Consider the following 16,623-nt stretch of genomic DNA (forward strand, 5'->3'; position numbering starts at 1 on the left):
CTGCGCGAACCCGCCCCGCGGACGTGGCCGTGGACCGTCAGCCGACGTGCACCGGCTCCGGACCGTCGGTGGCGAGCTCCTCGTGCTCGACGTCGAGGAAGATCCAGATGACCGCGGAGGCCGCGAGCATGAGGAGCGAGCCGACGAGGAAGGCCTGCGTCGACCCCTCGGTGAAGACCTGGAGGCGGGCGACCGCCTCCATGGCCTGCATCTGCTCGGGCGACGGCGCCGGGCCGCCGGCGGTCGCTGCGGCCGCGCCGGCGCTGGCCAGCTCGGCACCGCGGTCGGTGAACGTCTGGGTCGCCACGGTGGCCAGCACCGCGAGGCCGAGCGCGCCACCGACCTGCTGCGCCGTGTTGAGCACACCTGATCCGATCCCGGACTCCTGAGCGCGCAGGTGGTGCACTGCGGTCGTCGTGAGCGGGACGAAGGTCAGGCCCATGCCGAAGGCCATCATGACGACGAAGGGCAGGATGTCGGAGACGTAGCTGCCGGTGAGGTCCTGGACGGGGAACGACGTGTCGTAGGGAAGGGTCGAGAACCCGTAGAGCGCGCCGGCCGCGATGAGCGTGCCGGTGCCGGCGATGAAGCGCGGGTTGACCCGGCTGAGGAGGTTCGACGCGAGCCCGGCGCCGACGACGATGCCGACGGTGAAGGGAAGGAACGCGACGCCCGCCTTGAGGGGGCTGTAGCCCATGACGTTCTGGATGTACTGGCTGAGGAAGTAGAACATCGCGAACATCGCCGCCGGGGCGAAGAACATCGCCACGAAGCTCGAGGCCCGGGTCCGGCTGGTGAAGATGTGGAAGGGCAGCAGTGGGTGCGCCACCCGACGCTCGATGAGCCCGAAGACGACGAGCATGACGACACCGGCGGCGAGGCTGGCGAGGGTCCAGCCGTCGGTCCACCCCTCGGTGCCGGCGCGGGAGAGGCCGTAGACGACACCGAGCAGGCCCAGGGTGCCGGTGAGGGCGCCCGGCAGGTCGAGCTCACCCGGGTGCGACTCCGACTCGTTGAGGAAGCGGGGCGCGAGGAACGCCGCGGCCAGGCCGATCGGGAAGTTGATGAGGAAGGTGAGGCGCCAGCCGTCGATGGCGGTGCCGAAGAGCTCCGGCGAGGTGCCCGTGAGCCAGCCGCCGAGGATGAGACCGACGGCCGCCCCGGCGCCGGACATCGCGGCATACACCGCGAAGGCCCGGTTGCGCGCGGGTCCGGCCGGGAACGTCGTCGTGATGAGCGCAAGGGCTGCGGGTGAGGCGAGGGCTGCACCGAGACCCTGCAGGCCGCGGGAGGCGAGCAGCATCGGCTCGCCCGTCGCGAAGCCGCCGAGCAGCGAGGCGACGCCGAAGATCACGAGGCCGACCATGAAGACGCGGCGACGGCCGTAGAGGTCGCCGAGCCGGCCACCGAGCAGGAGCAGGCTGCCGAACGCCAACGCGTAGCCGGTGACGACCCACGTGAGGTTGGCCTGGCTGATCTCGAGGTCGGCCTGGATGTAGGGGAGGGCGATGTTGGCGATGGTCCCGTCGAGGACGATCATGAGCTGGGCGATCGAGATGAGCACGAGGGCCCACGTGAGGTTGAGCTCGCGCTGCGGCTTCGCGACGTCGGCCGCGGGTTCGTCGAGTGGTCGTACGTCGGTCATGCGTGGTCCTTGTCGTCGGGCTGGGCTGACGTGGGGGTGGCGTGACAGGCCGGGAGGACGACCTGGTCGATGAGCGCGGCGATGGTCGCCGTGCTGGGGGGTTCGCCGAGCAGGTGGGTGCGGTGGAGCACCATCCCGGCCAGGGCGGGAGCGATGAGGTCGAGGTCGACACCGGCGTCGATCTCGCCGCGCTCGCGGGCCCGCTCGAAGACGGCCCGGCCGGCGGCGACCTTGGGGCCGATGAAGTCCCGCCGGAAGGCGGTCGCGAACTCGGGGTCGATGTTGATGGCGGTGATGACCGACGCGAGGACGCTCATGGCCCGCTCGTCGGTGACGCCACCGGCGCCGCAGTGCATCTGGAGCAGGTCCTCGCGCAGGCTGCCGGTGTCCGGCGTCGACGTCGGGCCCTTCTGCGCGAGCACGGCGTCGATGACGAGCGCCGACTTGCTGCTCCACCGGCGGTAGAGCGTCGCCTTCGACGCCTTGGCCGCGGCGGCGACCGCGTCCATCGTCAGCCGGTCGTAGCCCACCTCGGCGAGGACGTCGAGCGTCGCCTGCAGGATCTCCTGCTCGCGGTCGCCCTCGACCCGGGGTCGGGCCTGCGCTTCGGGGGTCATGGGTTCTCGAGTCCTTCCGGTGATGAAACGAAACCGTTCCGTACGATAGAACGAAACGGTTTCGTTCCGCAAGTGGCGTTCGTGGACGACGCCTCGCCCGGCGCCGCAGCGAAACCGCAGCGACTTCGCAGCGCCCCCGGCCACGGTGGGTCCCATGAACGACCTCGTCCCCTGCGACCCTCACCAGGTGGTGGCTGCCTTCGCGCTGACGCACTGACCCGAACCCACGTCCGGACCCGGCCCGCGGGTCGACAGGGGGAGCGCTCCCCGGCTCCTCCTGATGCGAGGCGTGCCCACCGTCGCTAACCTCGCGGTGTGGTCAGACGACCGGCAGAGGACATCCAGGAGCGCGGCCAGGAGACGGCGACGGCGCCCGAGATCGGCGCGTGCGTGCTCGGCATGGTCCGGCTCGTCCGGGACGGGCGAGACGTCCCGCTGACCCCCTCCGAACGCGCCCTCGTCGCCGGCCTCACCGTCGCCGAGCACCGGGTGGTCACCGTCGACGCTCTGGCCGAGTGGATCTGGGGCGGTCGGTCGCACGCCTCCCCGCGCAACCGCGTCCAGGCCGTCGTCTCCGGGATCCGGCGCAAGGTGGCTCCGACCGCGCTCATCGTCACCCACGAGGCCGGCTACCGCCTCGACGACGGGGTCTGGACCGACGTCGGGCACCGCGCGTCCCTCACGCGCCGGGCTCTCGGCCTCGACGCCGCCAGCACCGAGAAGCACGCCCTGCTCCACGAGGCCGAGGCTCTCGACCTCGGCGCGGCCCTCGGTGGCGTCGCCGACAGCCCCGACGTCGAGGCGCGCCGCCGCCGGATCGACGAGGAGAGCCTCGAGGTCACCCTCCAGCGCATCGAGTCCGACCTCGAGACCGGACACCTCGACGGCGTGGCCAGCGCGCTGGGCCACCTCAGCGAGAGTCACCCCTTCCACGAGCAGGTGCACGCCCTGCTCATGCGCGCCCTCGTCCGGGTCGGGCGGCAGGCCGAGGCGCTCACCGTCTATCGCGATGTCCACACCCGCCTCGACGAGGACCTCGGCGTGCGACCCGGGCCGATCCTCGCGGCCGCCCACCACGAGGTCCTCACGTTCGACAGCCCGGCCACCTCGCACACGGCAGCAGGCGACGGGACCCGCGACAGCACCGCAGCCCCGGCGCCAGCCGCAGCAGACCCGGCCGACGCCGCCGACACCGACGCAGCCACCGGCACCAGCACCAACGCCAGCACCACCGCGGGCACCGGGACCCCCATCTCCCTCCGCCAGATCCCCGCACCCCGCACGGCGCCGCGCAGCGTGGCCCACCTCGTGGGGCGCGAGTCCGAGCTCGAGCGACTCGTCGCCGCCGCCACGCGGCCCACCGGCACCGCCCCCGTCGTCGCCGTCACCGGGCTCGGTGGCATGGGCAAGACCACCCTCGCCGTCGAGGCCGCCCACCGGCTGCGCGACGACTTCCCCGACGGCACCCTCTACCTCCACCTCGACAGCGAGACCGGACGCGCTGGTGTCTCGAGCGTCCTCGCCCACTTCCTGCAGCTCCTCGGGGTGCCCGCCGACGTGCTGCCCACGAGCCACGACGCGCGGGTCGCGATGTACCGCTCGATCCTCGACACCAAGCGTCTCCTCGTCGTCCTCGACGACATCGGCCCCGGCGTCGACGTCCGCGACCTCCTGCCGACCCGGGCTCCCTCCGCCGCGATCCTCACGAGCCGGCTGCCGCTCACCGAGTGCGAGCCCACGCTCCGCATCGTCGTCACCGCCCTCGGCGACCAGGAGAGCGTCCACCTGCTCGGTGGTCTCGTGGGCGACGACCGGGTCGAGGGCGAGGCCGACGGCCTGCGCCAGCTCGCCCAGGCCTGCCTCGGGCTGCCGCTCCTGCTCCGCATCACGGCCCAGCGGGTCGCCTCTCGTCCCGACCTCACGCTGCGCCGGGCGGCGTCGTCGCTGAGCAGCGAGATCCGCGGGCAGTCCGACGGCGAGCAGTCCGACCGGGCGATCTATGCCGGACTCGGGCTCGCCGAGGCCCCGCTCGGCGACGCGGCCAGAGAGGTCCTCGGGCGCTTCGCGGGGCTGCCGTTCCGCGCGGCGAGCCGCTGGCTGCTCGCCTCGCTCGTCGCGGACTCGCCGGACGCCGACGGCGACGCCGCGGTCGACGAGCTCCACGCGGCATACCTGCTCGAGACGGAGTCACGAGAGGGCGTCTCGACGCAGTTCGTCCTCCACGACCTCGTCCGCCTGTATGCCGTCCAGTCCGAGCCGCACGCGGACGTCGCCGAGGACCTCGGCCGCGTCGCGCGGACCCTGCTCGTCACGGCCCTGCCCCAAGCGCAGGCCTACCCGGTGCAGTTCCTCCCGCTGCCGCCGTGCCCCGACGGCCGCCGGCTCACGCGCACGAGCGGGCCGGTCGACTGCGAGGAGGCGCTCGCGTTCTTCCGCACCGAGCAGGACACGTTCCTCCTGTGTGCCCGCGAGGTCGCCGCCACCGACGCGGCCACGGCCTGGCGCCTGCTCGTCGTCCTCGGGCAGCACGCCCAGAACGGCCTCGAGCTCGAGCGCTGGTTCGCCGTCGCCGAGACGGTCCGGGGCCACCTCGACGCCGACCTCGTCGACGACCGGCGGGGGCTGGCCCACCTCGACCTCGTCGAGGCGCACCTGCGGCACGAGTCGGCGCACTCGCGACTCGCCGCTACCCTCGCCACCCACGCCCGGCGCACGATGCTGCTCGACGGTGACGTCGACGGTGCCGTGGTCGCGGCGGTGGTCCTCGGCCGGGCCCACCGGGCCAACGGCGAGCGGGCCGCCGCCGAAGAAGCCCTTGAGTGGGCGAGCCGGTCGAGCGACGAGGACGTCGACGGCATCGTCCGCGCCTACGTCGCGCTCGCCTGGGGCAGCCTGCTCGACGACTACGACGTCCTCGAGGCCGGGCGCGAGCAGCTCTTCGAGGCGACGCGGCTCTTCCGCGACGTCGAGGACTGGTCGGGCTCGGCGACGGCCCTGTTCGCCCTCGCGCGCATCCACCGCCGTCTCGGCGAGTACGCCGCGGGCCTGCCGCTCTGCGATGCGGCCATGGACCTCTTCACCCGTCTCGGTGACGTCAACGGCCTCACCGCCGTCCTCGACACCCGGGCCGACATCCTCGTGCAGATGGGCGAGCCCCTGCAGGCGCTCCCCGGTGCGGTCCAGGCCGTAGAGCAGGCGGCCGTGCGGCACGACGACTTCATGCTGCACCGCGCCCAGCGCACCCTCGGCCGGGCGCACGCCGCCCTCGGACGACTCGTCGAGAGCGAGTCCGTGCTGCGCGACAGCATCGCCGGATTCGAGCGGCTCGACCGGCCGCTGAGCCGCGCGGCGAGCCTGCGTGACCTCGGGCGGGTGCTCCAGCTCCAGGGCCGGCTCGGCGAGGCCATCGAGGTCCTCGAGTCCGAGCGCGACTGCCTCGTGAGGTCCGGCCTCACCGACAACGCCGAGCTCGACGGGATCCTCGCCCGTCTCGACGCCAAGGTCCGGGCCCAGGGTGGGCGTCCCGGTCGCGAGGCGCACCGCGGGCGGGGAGGTCCGGGCGTCGCCTGAACCGCAGCCGATCCGCAGTGGCTTCGCAGCCGATGTTGCCAGCCTGCGGGCAGAGGCCGGGACGGTCTCGTCCGTGACGGAGAGGACAACCCGATGAGCACCCTTCGACGAGGCGCGGCCGTGGCCGTCGCCACCCTGGCCGCGATGGCCTCCGTGGGCCTGGCCGGTGGCCCGGCCGCCGGCGCGCCCAGCGAGGTCGCTGCCCTGCCGGTCGTCAACCACGAGCGCCTGCTGCTGGCGGCCCAGCTCGACCCGAGCAAGCCCGACCGTGGGCTGACCTCTGGCGCCGAGGCGTCGGTCAAGACGGTCAAGGCTGCGCTGAGGGCCAAGGGGCTGCTCGCCGCGAGCGACACCGACGGGCACTTCGGCAGGGGCACGATGGACGCCTGGCGCGCCTGGGAGAACCGGGTCCACACCACCGCCAACCCGTGGTCGACCAACGGCCTGCCGAGCCTCTACGAGCTCAACGAGCTGGCCCCGAACCGCTTCACGCTGAGCAACAAGGTCGACCAGGGCTCGTGGGTCACCGAGGACGGTGAGGCAGTCAACGAGCGGACGAGGGCGATGTTCCGCAAGGCCGAGGCGCTGAGCAGCAACATGACGATCACCCAGGGACGTGGAGGAGCGGACGCCTCGGCGGGCACCCACGTGGGCGGCGGAGTGATCGACATCCGGGTCAATGACGCCCCCTCGCAGACGAGCGCGCGCGTGGCCGCCCTGCGCAAGGTCGGGTTCGCGGCCTGGTTCCGCAACTGGAGCGGCAACGAGCACATCCACGCGATCGCCATGGGTGACCCGTGGGTCGCCTACGGCTCGCACCGCAGCCTCTGCCAGATCTACCAGTTCCGCTTCGGCGGCGAGGGCGGCTCGTGCAGCGACTCGACCGCCGGTGCCGACCGCCCGCTCGTGTGGTGGGAGCAGTACCAGCGCACGCTCTGAACCCTCGAGACGAACGAGAGGCGGTATGCCGGGTGCGCACCCGGCATACCGCCTCTCGCTCTGTCCCCACGCGCGTGCACGTCACTCGCGGGAGGTGTGCCCCATGAAGTGCTTGCCGTCCTTGGTCGGGCCGTTGGCGTCCCACGCGTAGGTGTAGCGCCGGATCTCGTCACCCTCGACGTTTCCCTCGACGCTCGTGACGACCTTGGTCGTGGTGTTGACGGCGGTGACGACACCGACGTGGCCGGTGGCCGTGCCGTTGTCGACGCCCGCGGTGCCCGCGCCGTTCTGCCAGACGAGGACGTCACCCGGCTTGGGCAGCAGGCTCGCCGAGAAGCGGTGATAGGGCGTCTTGGACTCCGTGCGCCACGCCTGGGACCGCATGTAGTACGTGGGGATCCGCGGGTATGCCGTGGGTGCGGGGGTGTTGGTGCCCGTCCAGGTCCGCGCGACGAAGTAGCCGCACCAGTCGAGCCCGTTGTAGTCGTTGAGGACGTTGCTGTTGGTGTTGCTGCCGCCGAAGGACAGGACGTTGCGGTTGGTGCTGGGCTGGGTGCTCGTGCGCACGGTGCCGGAGTCGTCCTTGAACTTCAGGTCGGCCGCGAGGAGGGAGTTGGCGCGGTCGACGGTGTCCTGCCGCAGCGTGGACAGTGCCGTCGCGGCGCCCTGGACGGTGGTGCTCGCGGTGCCGTCGGCGGCGTTCTGCTGCGCCTGTGCGGTGGGGATCGCGGCGACGAGCCCCGCGGTCGTGGCCGCGGCGGCGAGTGCGGCGATGGTGCGTGCCTTCATGTCAGCCCTCCCTGTCGTGGGTGCGGGCGCGGTGCCCACGACAGGCACGGTGCTCGTCAGCGCTGCGAAACCGCTGCGATTCCGCTCCGGGGGGCTCCGGTCAGTGCTGCGGCTCGCGGATCGAGGTCCGCACCGAGAACAGCTCGGGGAAGAACGTGAGGTCCAGCGCGCGCTGGAGGAAGCCGACGCCGCTCGAGCCGCCCGTCCCGGTCTTCATCCCGATGACCCGCTGCACGGTCTTGAGGTGGCGGAAGCGCCACAGCTGGAAGTTGTCCTCGAGGTCGACGAGCTCCTCGCACGCCTCGTAGACGTCCCAGTGCTGCTCGGCGTCCTCGTAGATGCCGGTGAGCACCTGCACGAGCTCGTCGTCGGGGACGTGGGCCACGCTCACGTCCCGCTCGAGGATCGACTGCGGCACGGCATACCCACGCCGGGCGAGGTACCTGAGGAACTCGTCGTAGATGCTCGGCGCCTCGAGCAGCTCCTCGAGGATCGCGTGGGCGGCCGGGTCGGCCTCGTGCACCTTGAGCATCCCGCGGTGCTTGTTGCCGAGCATGAACTCGACGGCGCGGTACTGCCAGGACTGGAAGCCCGACGCGTGGCCGAGGTAGCCGCGGAACTCGCTGTACTCGGTTGGGGTGAGGGTCGCGAGGACCGACCACTGGTCGGTGAGGGTGCGCTGGATGTGCTTGACCCGGGCGATCCGCTTGAGTGCGATCCGCATCTCGTCCTGCGCGAGCAGCGCTGCGGCAGAACGCAGCTCGTGCAGGACGAGCTTGAGCCAGAGCTCCGACGTCTGGTGCTGGATGATGAAGAGCAACTCGTCGTGGTGCTCGGGGTCGCTCACCGGGTGCTGGGCGCTGAGCAGCTCGTCGAGCGAGAGGTAGGAGCCGTAGCTCATCTCGCGGCTGAAGTCGGTGTGGATGCCCGACTCGATCGGCCGGGTGTTGCCCGCGGAGGTCTCGCTCATGCCGCTCACCCTAGAGCCCGCGGCAGGGTGCTCAGATGCGGCGGAACAGCGCGGCGAGGGCCTGTCCGCCACCGATGCACATCGTCACGACGCCGGTCTCGAGGTCGCGCCGGTGGAGGTCCTTGGCGACGCGCAGCGACAGGATCGCGCCGGTGGCGCCGACGGGGTGGCCGAGGGCGATGGCCCCGCCGTACGGGTTGACCTTCTCGGGGTCGAGCTTGGCGTCGCGCACGACGGCGACGGCCTGCGCGGCGAACGCCTCGTTGACCTCGTAGGTGTCGACGTCGTCGGGCGCCAGCCCGGTCTGCTCGAAGAGCTTCTCGAGCGCGATGACCGGGGCGTAGCCCATGAGCTCGGGCTCCATCGCGCCGGTCGTCACGGCCTCGAGGGTGACGAGACCGGTGAGGCCGCGCTCCTTCACGACGGACTCGCGGGCCAGGACGACGGCCGCCGCGCCGTCGTTGATGCCGGACGCGTTGCCGGCCGTGACCGTGCCCTCCTTGGCGAAGGCCGGGCGGAGTCCGGCGAGCGCCTCGAGGGTCGTGCCGGGCTTGGGGTGCTCGTCCTCGGTGGCGGTGAACGGCTTGCGGCCGCCGACCTCGACGGGGGTGATCTCCTCGGCGAACGCCGCGCGACCGGCCTCGCTCGTCGCGAGCTGCTGGCTGCGCAGCGCGAACTCGTCCTGCTCCTCGCGGCTCACGCCGTAGCGCTCGGCGACGTTCTCGGCGGTGACCCCCATGTGGATCCCGTGGAACGGGTCGGTGAGCATCATGACGGTGCCGTCGACCAGCTCACGGTTGCCGAGGCGGTAGCCCGCACGGGCACCGAAGTCGTAGAACGGCATACGGCTCATCGACTCGTCGCCACCCGCGAGAGCGACGTCGACGCCACCCCAGCGCATCTGCATCGCCGCCGACCAGATCGCCTGCAGTCCCGATCCGCAGAGCCGGTTGACGGTGTATGCCGGTGCCGACCTCGGGAGCCCGGCCGCCAGTGCCACGCGTCGCGCGTTGTAGGCGTCGGGCCCGACCTGGCCGATGCAACCCATGACGACCTCGTCGACGTCCTCGGCGGCGACACGGGCGCGGACCAGGGCCTCGCGCGCGGCCGTGGCGCCGAGCTCGTGGGCGGGGACGTCCTTGAACATCCCGCCGAAGCTGCCGACGGGCGTGCGGGCGCCGTCGACGAGGACGATCGGCTCTGCGGACGGGTTCGCGGCGGGGGTGCTCATGGCGACCATCGTAGGAAGCGACCCGGGAGCCGGACAGGGCTGTGGGGTGTGACGTGCAGCCGACCTATGGTTTTCCGGTGACCGCTCTCGCCGACGCCGACCGCCCGCTGCTCGCCCTGTGGCAGCGGCACCGCCGCTACCGGGGTCGTCTCGTCGCCGCCGTGGTGATGTCCACCATCAACAAGGTCGCCGACGTCGTGCCCGAGCTGCTCATCGGCGCAGCCATCGACGTCGTCGTGCGGGGCGACGACTCGTTCGTCGGCACGCTCCTCGGGATCGACTCGCGCTACGCGCAGCTGGGCTGGCTCGCCGCCTTCAACGTGCTCGTCTGGGTCATCGAGTCGGGGTCGCAGTACGTCGCCGACGTGCTCTGGCGCGGACTGGCGCAGGGCATCGAGCACGACCTGCGGGTCGAGGCGTACGACCATGCCCAGCACCTCGACATGTCGTGGCACGAGGGCCGGGCGAGCGGGACGACCCTCGCGACGCTCAACGACGACGTCAACCAGCTCGAGCGCTTCCTCGACGTCGGGGCGGCCGCGATCCTGCAGACGGCGCTCAACGTCGTGCTCGTCGGCGCGGTCTTCGCTGCCTCCAGCCTCCAGCTCTTCGTCCTCGCCTTCCTGCCCATCCCGGTGATCATCGCGGGCTCACTCGTCTTCCAGCGCCGGCTCGAACCGCTCTACGCGCGGGTCCGCGAGACCGTCGGTGACCTGTCGGGGGCGCTCAGCGCCAACCTCGCCGGCATCTCGACGATCAAGGCGTTCACCGCGGAGGAGCGCGAGCGGGACCGGATCGCGGCGCTCTCCACGGCATACCGGAAGGCCAACGTCGACGCGATCCGGTCGAGCGCGGCCTTCGTCCCCCTGGTGCGGATGGCGATCCTCGCCGGGTTCACCTGCACGCTGCTCTTCGGTGGCTGGTCGGCGCTGCGCGGTGACCTCCAGATCGGCACCTACTCGGTCCTCGTCTTCATGACCCAGCGGCTGCTCTGGCCGCTCACCGAGGTCGCGACGGTGCTCGACCTCTACCAGCGCGGCCGGGCCTCGGCCGGCCGGATCCTGCGCCTGCTCGACGAGCCGGTCACGGTCCCGGCCGGCACGCAGGCGCTGCAACGACCGGTGCGTGGTGCGGTGGAGCTCCGGGGCGTGACCGCGGGCTACGGCGAGGGTCCAGCGGTCCTCCACGGCCTCGACATGGTCATCCCCGCCGGCGAGACCCACGCCGTCGTCGGCGCGACCGGGTCCGGGAAGTCGACACTGCTGCGGCTCGTGCTCCGCTTCGACGACCCGAGGGACGGCGCCGTGCTGCTCGACGGGCGGGACGTGCGGGAGCTCGACTGGGACTCGCTGCGAGGCTCGATGGGCTACGTGGCCCAGGACGTCTACATCTTCTCCGGGTCGGTCGCCGACAACATCGCCTACGGCCGGCCGGGCGCGAGCCGCGCCGAGGTCCGCGGTGCTGCGGTCGCCGCGGCCGCGGCCGACTTCATCGAGGCGCTTCCCGACGGCTACGACTCGCACCTCGGCGAGCGCGGCGTCAACCTCTCCGGCGGCCAGCGGCAGCGCATCGCCCTCGCGCGCGCCCTCCTGCGCGACCCGGCCGTGCTCGTCCTCGACGAGGCGACCAGCGCCGTCGACAACGAGACCGAGGCCGCCATCCAGGCCTCGCTGCGCCGGGCCACCCTCGACCGGACGGCGATCGTCGTCGCGCACCGCCTCTCGACGGTCCGGCACGCTCACCGCATCTGGGTCCTCGACGACGGGCGGGTCGTCGAGGCCGGGACGCACGACGAGCTCCTCGCGTCGGACGGCGCGTATGCCGCCCTCTGGAGGGTGCAGACCGGCGAGCTCTGAGGCTCTCTCGACCGAGGGGCATGTGTTGGACTTCTCGCCATGGACCTCCCCGCCCAGGAATCTCCTGCCGTCGTGCTCGTCGCCCACGGCACCCGAGACGCCCGCGGTGCCGCCACGGTGCAGCGCCTCGCCGACCGGGTCGCCGAAGCCCTGCCGACCCGTGAGGTGGCGCTCGCCTACGTCGACGTCCAGTCGCCGCTCGTCGGTGAGGCGCTCGACGACGTCATGACCCGGCACGCGTCGGTCGTCGTCGTGCCGCTGCTGCTGAGCCGGGGGTTCCACGTCGACGTCGACATCGCCGAGGCCGTCGCGGCGCACCCCGGGTCGGTCGCAGCGCCCCAGCTCGGACCGGACCCGCTGCTCGCCGCCCTGCTCGTGGGACAGCTCCGCGCGGCGGGGGTTCTCGAGACGGCCCACGTCGTCCTCGCGGCAGCCGGGTCGAGCCGGGCCGAGGCGGCGGAGGACGTCGAGGTCGCGGCCGAGCAGCTCGACCAGGAGTGGGCCGGGCCCGTGACGGTTGCCTACGCCACCGGGACCGAACCGTCCGTGCCCGACGCCGTCGCGGCCGCACGGGAGGCGGGCGCGACCTCGGTCGCGGTCGCCTCCTACCTCTTGGCGGAGGGCTTCTTCCACGACCGCCTCGACGAGGCGGGTGCGGACGTCGTCACCGCACCCCTGGCAGCGACCGCCGAGGGTGAGGACGCCGTCCTGGCCGTCGTGCTCACCCGGCTGTCCTCCGACTGACCTGTGGGGGTCGTCTGCATGCTCGATGACCGATAGGTGATCATCACGAACGCCGATCGGTCATCGACGCCGGCGTACCACCCTCGCCATCTCGTGACCGGGAGCTGTGAGTCGCGGCAGCCGCGACAGGCCCATCGGAGGCAGTGGCTCAGGTCGTGATGTCGCGGTGCCAGGACTCCGTCTTGTATGCCGTGACCCAGCCCATCGAGTCGTAGAGGCCGTCTGCTCCGGTCGGGGAGTCGGCGTCGACCTCGAGCCCGACGCGGTTGTGCCCCCGCGCGGCCGCGTCGCGGATCACGGTGTGCAGCAACGCCTTCGCGACACCGCGTCCGCGGGACAGCCGGTGCACTCCGATGTAGTCGACGTAGCTGCCGAGCTCGCCGGACGCGTCCGGCGGCAGGATCGTCGCGACCAGCGCACCGCCCGGGACGGTCTCGCCGTCGACGTCGAGCTCGGCGATCCACCAGTGGTCCCATCGGTGCCCCGGGTCCTCGCGCAGTCGGGTCAGGAACTCGGGGAAGGACTCGCGATAGCTGTTGAAGTGGTCGGCGAACGACTCCTCGAGCATCCGGTGCACGGTCTGGAGGTCGGCGGCGACGGGAAGGCCGTTGTCGTGCTTGGCCACCCGCCGGATCGTTACGCCCTCGCGCGGAGCGGGCAGGACGCCCTCCTCGCCCTCGGCAGCGGTGACGGGACGGGACATCTGCAGCCACGTGCGGGTCTGCCGGTAGCCGGCGGCGGCGAGCCACCGACGCTGGCGGGAGTCGTCGGCGTAGGCCCCGGAATCGAGCTGGGTGCCCTCGAGCTCGCGGCCACCGGCAATGACCCGACCCGCGTCCTCTGCCCAGGCGAACAGCGCCGTCGCCAGCGTGTCGGCGTCGCGCTCGGAGAGCCCTTCGGCGGCCACGGTCACCTCGACGAGCGTGCGGCCACCGGCGCGGTCGTGCACCGACACCCACCCGACGACCGTCCCCGACGCGTCGGTGACGAGCGCCTGGTGCCGGGTCCACGAACCCGTGCCGGCGACGTTGCTCTCGACGGTGTCGACGTCGACCGACCCCGACCCCTTGGCCATCCGCTGGTGCGCCTCGGCCAACGACACCAGAGCCGTGACGTCCTCACGCGAGGGGACGCGCGCGACCCAGCCGGACGGCATACCCTCCAGATCCGGGAGACCGGACTGGTGTGGCGGGATCCCGGTCTCGGACAACGGATCTGGCGAATGCGACGTCATGCGATGGGTCCTCCGGACTCCACGATCTGGACAAGGTCGGCGATCGAGTCCATCACGGCCGTGGGGCGGTAGGGAAACAGCTCGACGTCGGCGGGCCTGGTCGACCCGGTGAGGACGAGCACGGTGCGCAGGCCCGCCTCGAGACCGGAGACGACGTCGGTGTCCATCCGGTCGCCGATCATCACCGTGGTCTCGGAGTGCGCCTCGAGCCGGTTGAGGGCGCTGCGCATCATGAGCGGGTTGGGCTTGCCGACGTAGTAGGGCTGGCGACCGGTCGCAGCCGAGATGAGCGCGGCGACCGACCCGGTGGCGGGCAGCGTGCCCTCGGTCGACGGCCCGGAGACGTCGGGGTTGGTCGCGATGAACCGGGCGCCCTTCTCGATGAGTCGGATCGCCTGGGTGATCTGCTCGAACGAGTACGTGCGGGTCTCGCCGAGCACGACGTAGTCGGGCTTGCGGCTCGTGAGGATGTAGCCGACGTCGTGCAACGCCGTGGTGAGTCCGGCTTCGCCGACGACGTATGCCGTGCCCTGTGGTCGTTGGTCGGCGAGGAACTGCGCGGTCGCCATCGCCGACGTCCAGATCGACGCCTCGGGCACGTCGATGCCGCTCGCGAGGAGCCGGGCCCGCAGGTCGCGGGCGGTGTAGATCGAGTTGTTGGTGAGGACGAGGAAGGGTCGCCCGGCGGCCTTGAGCGCCTCGATGAACTCGGTGGCGCCGGGGATGGCGTGCTCCTCGTGGACGAGGACGCCGTCCATGTCGGTCAGCCACGTCTCGATCGGCTGGTGCTCGGTCATCGGGGGTCCTCTGTCATTCCGCCATTGTGGTGCCTACGGTGGAGCCATGGCGCAAGCACAGGCATCGAGGACCGAATCCGACACGATGGGCTCGGTCGAGGTACCAGCCGACGCGTACTGGGGAGCGCAGACGCAGCGCAGCATCGAGAACTTCGACATCGGGCGCGACACGTTCGTGTGGGGTCGTCCGATGATCCGGGCCCTCGGCATCCTCAAGAAGGCTGCGGCGCAGGCCAACGGCGAGCTCGGTGAGCTCCCCGCCGACGTCGCCGACCTCGTCGTGCGGGCCGCCGACGACGTCATCTCGGGTTCGCTCGACGCGCACTTCCCGCTCGTCGTCTTCCAGACCGGCTCGGGCACGCAGTCCAACATGAACGCCAACGAGGTCGTCTCCAACCGCGCCATCGAGCTCGCCGGCGGCGAACGCGGGTCCAAGACGCCGGTCCACCCCAACGACCACGTCAACCGCGGCCAGTCGAGCAACGACACCTTCCCGACGGCCATGCACATCGCCGTCGTCCTCGAGGTCGTCGAGCGCCTCGAGCCCGCGGTCGCGGAGCTGCGCGAGGTCCTCGACGGCAAGCGGACGGCATACAGCGATGTCGTCATGGTGGGGCGCACCCATCTCCAGGACGCGACCCCGGTGACCCTCGGCCAGGTCTTCGGCGGCTGGGTCGCCCAGATCGACGACGCCATGCAGGCCCTCTCGTATGCCGTGGAGGCCACCCGCGCGCTCGCCATCGGTGGCACCGCCGTGGGGACCGGGCTCAACGCCCACCCGGACTTCGGTCGCCTCGCCACCGAGAAGATCGCGGCCGAGACGGGCCAGGCGTTCAGGCAGGCGCCCGACCTCTTCGCGGCGCTCTCCGCGCACGACGCCCTCGTCGGCGTGAGCGCTGGACTCCGCACCCTCGGCGGTGTCCTCATGAAGCTCGCCAACGACGTGCGCTGGTATGCCTCCGGGCCGCGCAACGGCCTCGGCGAGCTGCGGATCCCCGAGAACGAGCCGGGCTCCTCGATCATGCCGGGCAAGGTCAACCCGACCCAGGCCGAGGCGCTGACGATGGTCGCGACGAGGGTCTTCGGCAACGACGCGACGGTGGCGTTCGCCGGCTCGCAGGGCAACTTCCAGCTCAACGTCTACAAGCCGGTCATGGCCCATGCCGTGCTCGAGTCGACCCGGCTCCTCGCGGATGCCTGCCGCTCGTTCACCGAGCACTGCGCCCGGGGGATCGAGCCCAACGCCGAACGGATCGAGGCCAACCTCGCGAGCAACCTCATGCTCGTCACGGCACTCAACCGCCACATCGGCTACGACAAGGCCGCGGCCATCGCCAAGAGCGCCCACAAGCAGGGGCTGTCGCTGCGCGAGGCCGCGCTCGCCTCGGGCGACGTCACCGGCGAGCAGTTCGACGAGTGGGTCGTTCCCGAGGACATGACCCACAGCTGAGCCAGGGCGGCACGAGCTGCACCGGGCCGGTCGACTCAGGTGGTGCTGCGACGACCGCGACCGAGCATGTTGAGGACCGCCTCGGCGCGCGACCCGGCCCCGGTCACGTCGAGGATCGCGGCGACGTCACGTGCCACCGTCCGTTCGGAGACGCCGAGCTGACGGGCGATCGCCGCGTCGGTCCGGCCCAGACAGATCCCCCGCGCGACGTCGACCTGTCGGGGGAGAAGCGGCGGTCCAGCGCCGTCGGCCAGTGCCGGCGTCGACTCGTCCCACGTCCGGTCCCAGACCTCGACCGCGTCCTCGAGGAAGACCCCGCCGGTGGCGATCCACGCGGTCGGGTCGCCCTCTCGGGTCACCGGTCCGTCGAGGATCACCGCCCTGCGGTCGATGACGATCATCCACGTGACCACCGGCCCGAGGTGCACGCCCGTGGACAGTGAGGTCAGCAACGGGTTGAGCCGGAGTGAGCGCCGCGTCGTGATCAGCCGCAGGTCCACGCCGCGCGAACGTGACCGCTCGTCCAGCGCGTAGGAGGTGTCCTCCGGGTCGAACCGGGGATGGGGTTGCAGGCTCCACACCGAGGCCCGGGTGCGGCGTTCCAGCTCGGCCTTCATCGGCGCCACCGCGGCATGGCCGATGCCGAGGAGGGCCAAGCCGGGTGGAAGGGCCTGCCCCGGATGAGCCACCTCGTTCATCCGGCCTGCGAGGGCCAGGGCGAGTCGGTGTGCGTTCGCCATCCTGAACCCCCTCACGTCGGTCGTCGGATGGACGGTATGCG

13 protein-coding genes are annotated in these 16,623 nt (G+C 71.8%); 5 read left to right on the forward strand and 8 right to left on the reverse strand.

Annotated elements, in window-relative coordinates; translation table 11 throughout:
- Positions 1–37: 37 nt before the first annotated feature.
- A complete protein-coding gene (locus ACSQ11_RS06705; protein WP_436004240.1) occupies positions 38–1,645 on the reverse strand; it encodes an MFS transporter in 1,608 nt (535 codons plus the stop codon).
- Positions 1,642–2,262, reverse strand: a complete 621-nt coding sequence (locus ACSQ11_RS06710) for a TetR/AcrR family transcriptional regulator C-terminal ligand-binding domain-containing protein (protein ID WP_436004242.1) — start codon at positions 2,260–2,262, stop codon at positions 1,642–1,644. Before ACSQ11_RS06710 ends, ACSQ11_RS06705 begins: the two co-directional genes overlap by 4 nt.
- 315 nt (positions 2,263–2,577) lie before the next feature.
- Here ACSQ11_RS06710 and ACSQ11_RS06715 point away from each other — a divergent pair, with 315 nt between their 5' ends.
- Positions 2,578–5,832 carry a BTAD domain-containing putative transcriptional regulator gene (locus ACSQ11_RS06715; protein WP_436004244.1) on the forward strand — a complete coding sequence of 1,085 codons (3,255 nt, stop codon included), beginning with the start codon at positions 2,578–2,580 and terminating at the stop codon, positions 5,830–5,832.
- Positions 5,833–5,925: 93 nt separating this feature from the next.
- The gene (locus tag ACSQ11_RS06720) at positions 5,926–6,771 is read left to right on the forward strand and encodes a hypothetical protein (RefSeq protein WP_436004246.1); all 846 of its coding nucleotides are present in this window, start codon (positions 5,926–5,928) and stop codon (positions 6,769–6,771) included.
- Between the two features lie 81 nt (positions 6,772–6,852).
- On the opposite strand, the gene ACSQ11_RS06725 is transcribed toward ACSQ11_RS06720, so the two are convergent.
- The 3 genes from ACSQ11_RS06725 to ACSQ11_RS06735 form a co-directional block, all read right to left on the reverse strand.
- Positions 6,853–7,560 (reverse strand): CHAP domain-containing protein, encoded by a 708-nt coding sequence (locus ACSQ11_RS06725; protein ID WP_436004248.1) that lies wholly within the window; start codon positions 7,558–7,560, stop codon positions 6,853–6,855.
- Positions 7,561–7,660: 100 nt separating this feature from the next.
- Positions 7,661–8,530, reverse strand: coding sequence for a tryptophan 2,3-dioxygenase (gene kynA / locus ACSQ11_RS06730; protein ID WP_436004250.1), 870 nt, complete (start codon positions 8,528–8,530; stop codon positions 7,661–7,663).
- Positions 8,531–8,561: 31 nt separating this feature from the next.
- Positions 8,562–9,761, reverse strand: a complete 1,200-nt coding sequence (locus ACSQ11_RS06735) for a thiolase family protein (protein WP_436004252.1) — start codon at positions 9,759–9,761, stop codon at positions 8,562–8,564.
- Between the two features lie 77 nt (positions 9,762–9,838).
- Between ACSQ11_RS06735 and ACSQ11_RS06740 the strand changes: the two genes are divergently transcribed.
- Positions 9,839–11,617: an ABC transporter ATP-binding protein gene (locus tag ACSQ11_RS06740; protein WP_436004254.1), complete on the forward strand. Its 1,779-nt coding sequence runs from the start codon at positions 9,839–9,841 to the stop codon at positions 11,615–11,617.
- A gap of 39 nt (positions 11,618–11,656) precedes the next feature.
- Positions 11,657–12,361, forward strand: coding sequence for a sirohydrochlorin chelatase (locus ACSQ11_RS06745; RefSeq protein WP_436004256.1), 705 nt, complete (start codon positions 11,657–11,659; stop codon positions 12,359–12,361).
- A gap of 148 nt (positions 12,362–12,509) precedes the next feature.
- Here the strand turns inward: ACSQ11_RS06745 and ACSQ11_RS06750 are convergent, their stop codons facing one another.
- Both ACSQ11_RS06750 and ACSQ11_RS06755 read right to left on the reverse strand, forming a co-directional pair.
- Positions 12,510–13,595 carry a GNAT family N-acetyltransferase gene (locus ACSQ11_RS06750; protein WP_436004258.1) on the reverse strand — a complete coding sequence of 362 codons (1,086 nt, stop codon included), beginning with the start codon at positions 13,593–13,595 and terminating at the stop codon, positions 12,510–12,512.
- Complete coding sequence (locus tag ACSQ11_RS06755) at positions 13,592–14,392, reverse strand: HAD-IIA family hydrolase (protein WP_436004260.1); 801 nt, start codon at positions 14,390–14,392, stop codon at positions 13,592–13,594. The genes ACSQ11_RS06750 and ACSQ11_RS06755 overlap by 4 nt, the downstream gene beginning before the upstream one ends.
- Before the next feature lie 46 nt (positions 14,393–14,438).
- On the opposite strand from ACSQ11_RS06755, the gene fumC reads away from it, so the two are divergent.
- The gene (gene fumC, locus ACSQ11_RS06760) at positions 14,439–15,842 is read left to right on the forward strand and encodes a class II fumarate hydratase (RefSeq protein ID WP_436004262.1); all 1,404 of its coding nucleotides are present in this window, start codon (positions 14,439–14,441) and stop codon (positions 15,840–15,842) included.
- A gap of 35 nt (positions 15,843–15,877) precedes the next feature.
- On the opposite strand, the gene ACSQ11_RS06765 is transcribed toward fumC, so the two are convergent.
- On the reverse strand, positions 15,878–16,582 hold the full coding sequence (locus ACSQ11_RS06765) for a LuxR C-terminal-related transcriptional regulator (RefSeq protein WP_436004264.1): 705 nt from the start codon (positions 16,580–16,582) through the stop codon (positions 15,878–15,880).
- Positions 16,583–16,623 lie beyond the last annotated feature (41 nt).

The sequence above is a fragment of the Knoellia sp. LjRoot47 genome (genome assembly GCF_964253435.1).
Classification (GTDB): Bacteria; Actinomycetota; Actinomycetes; order Actinomycetales; family Dermatophilaceae; genus Knoellia.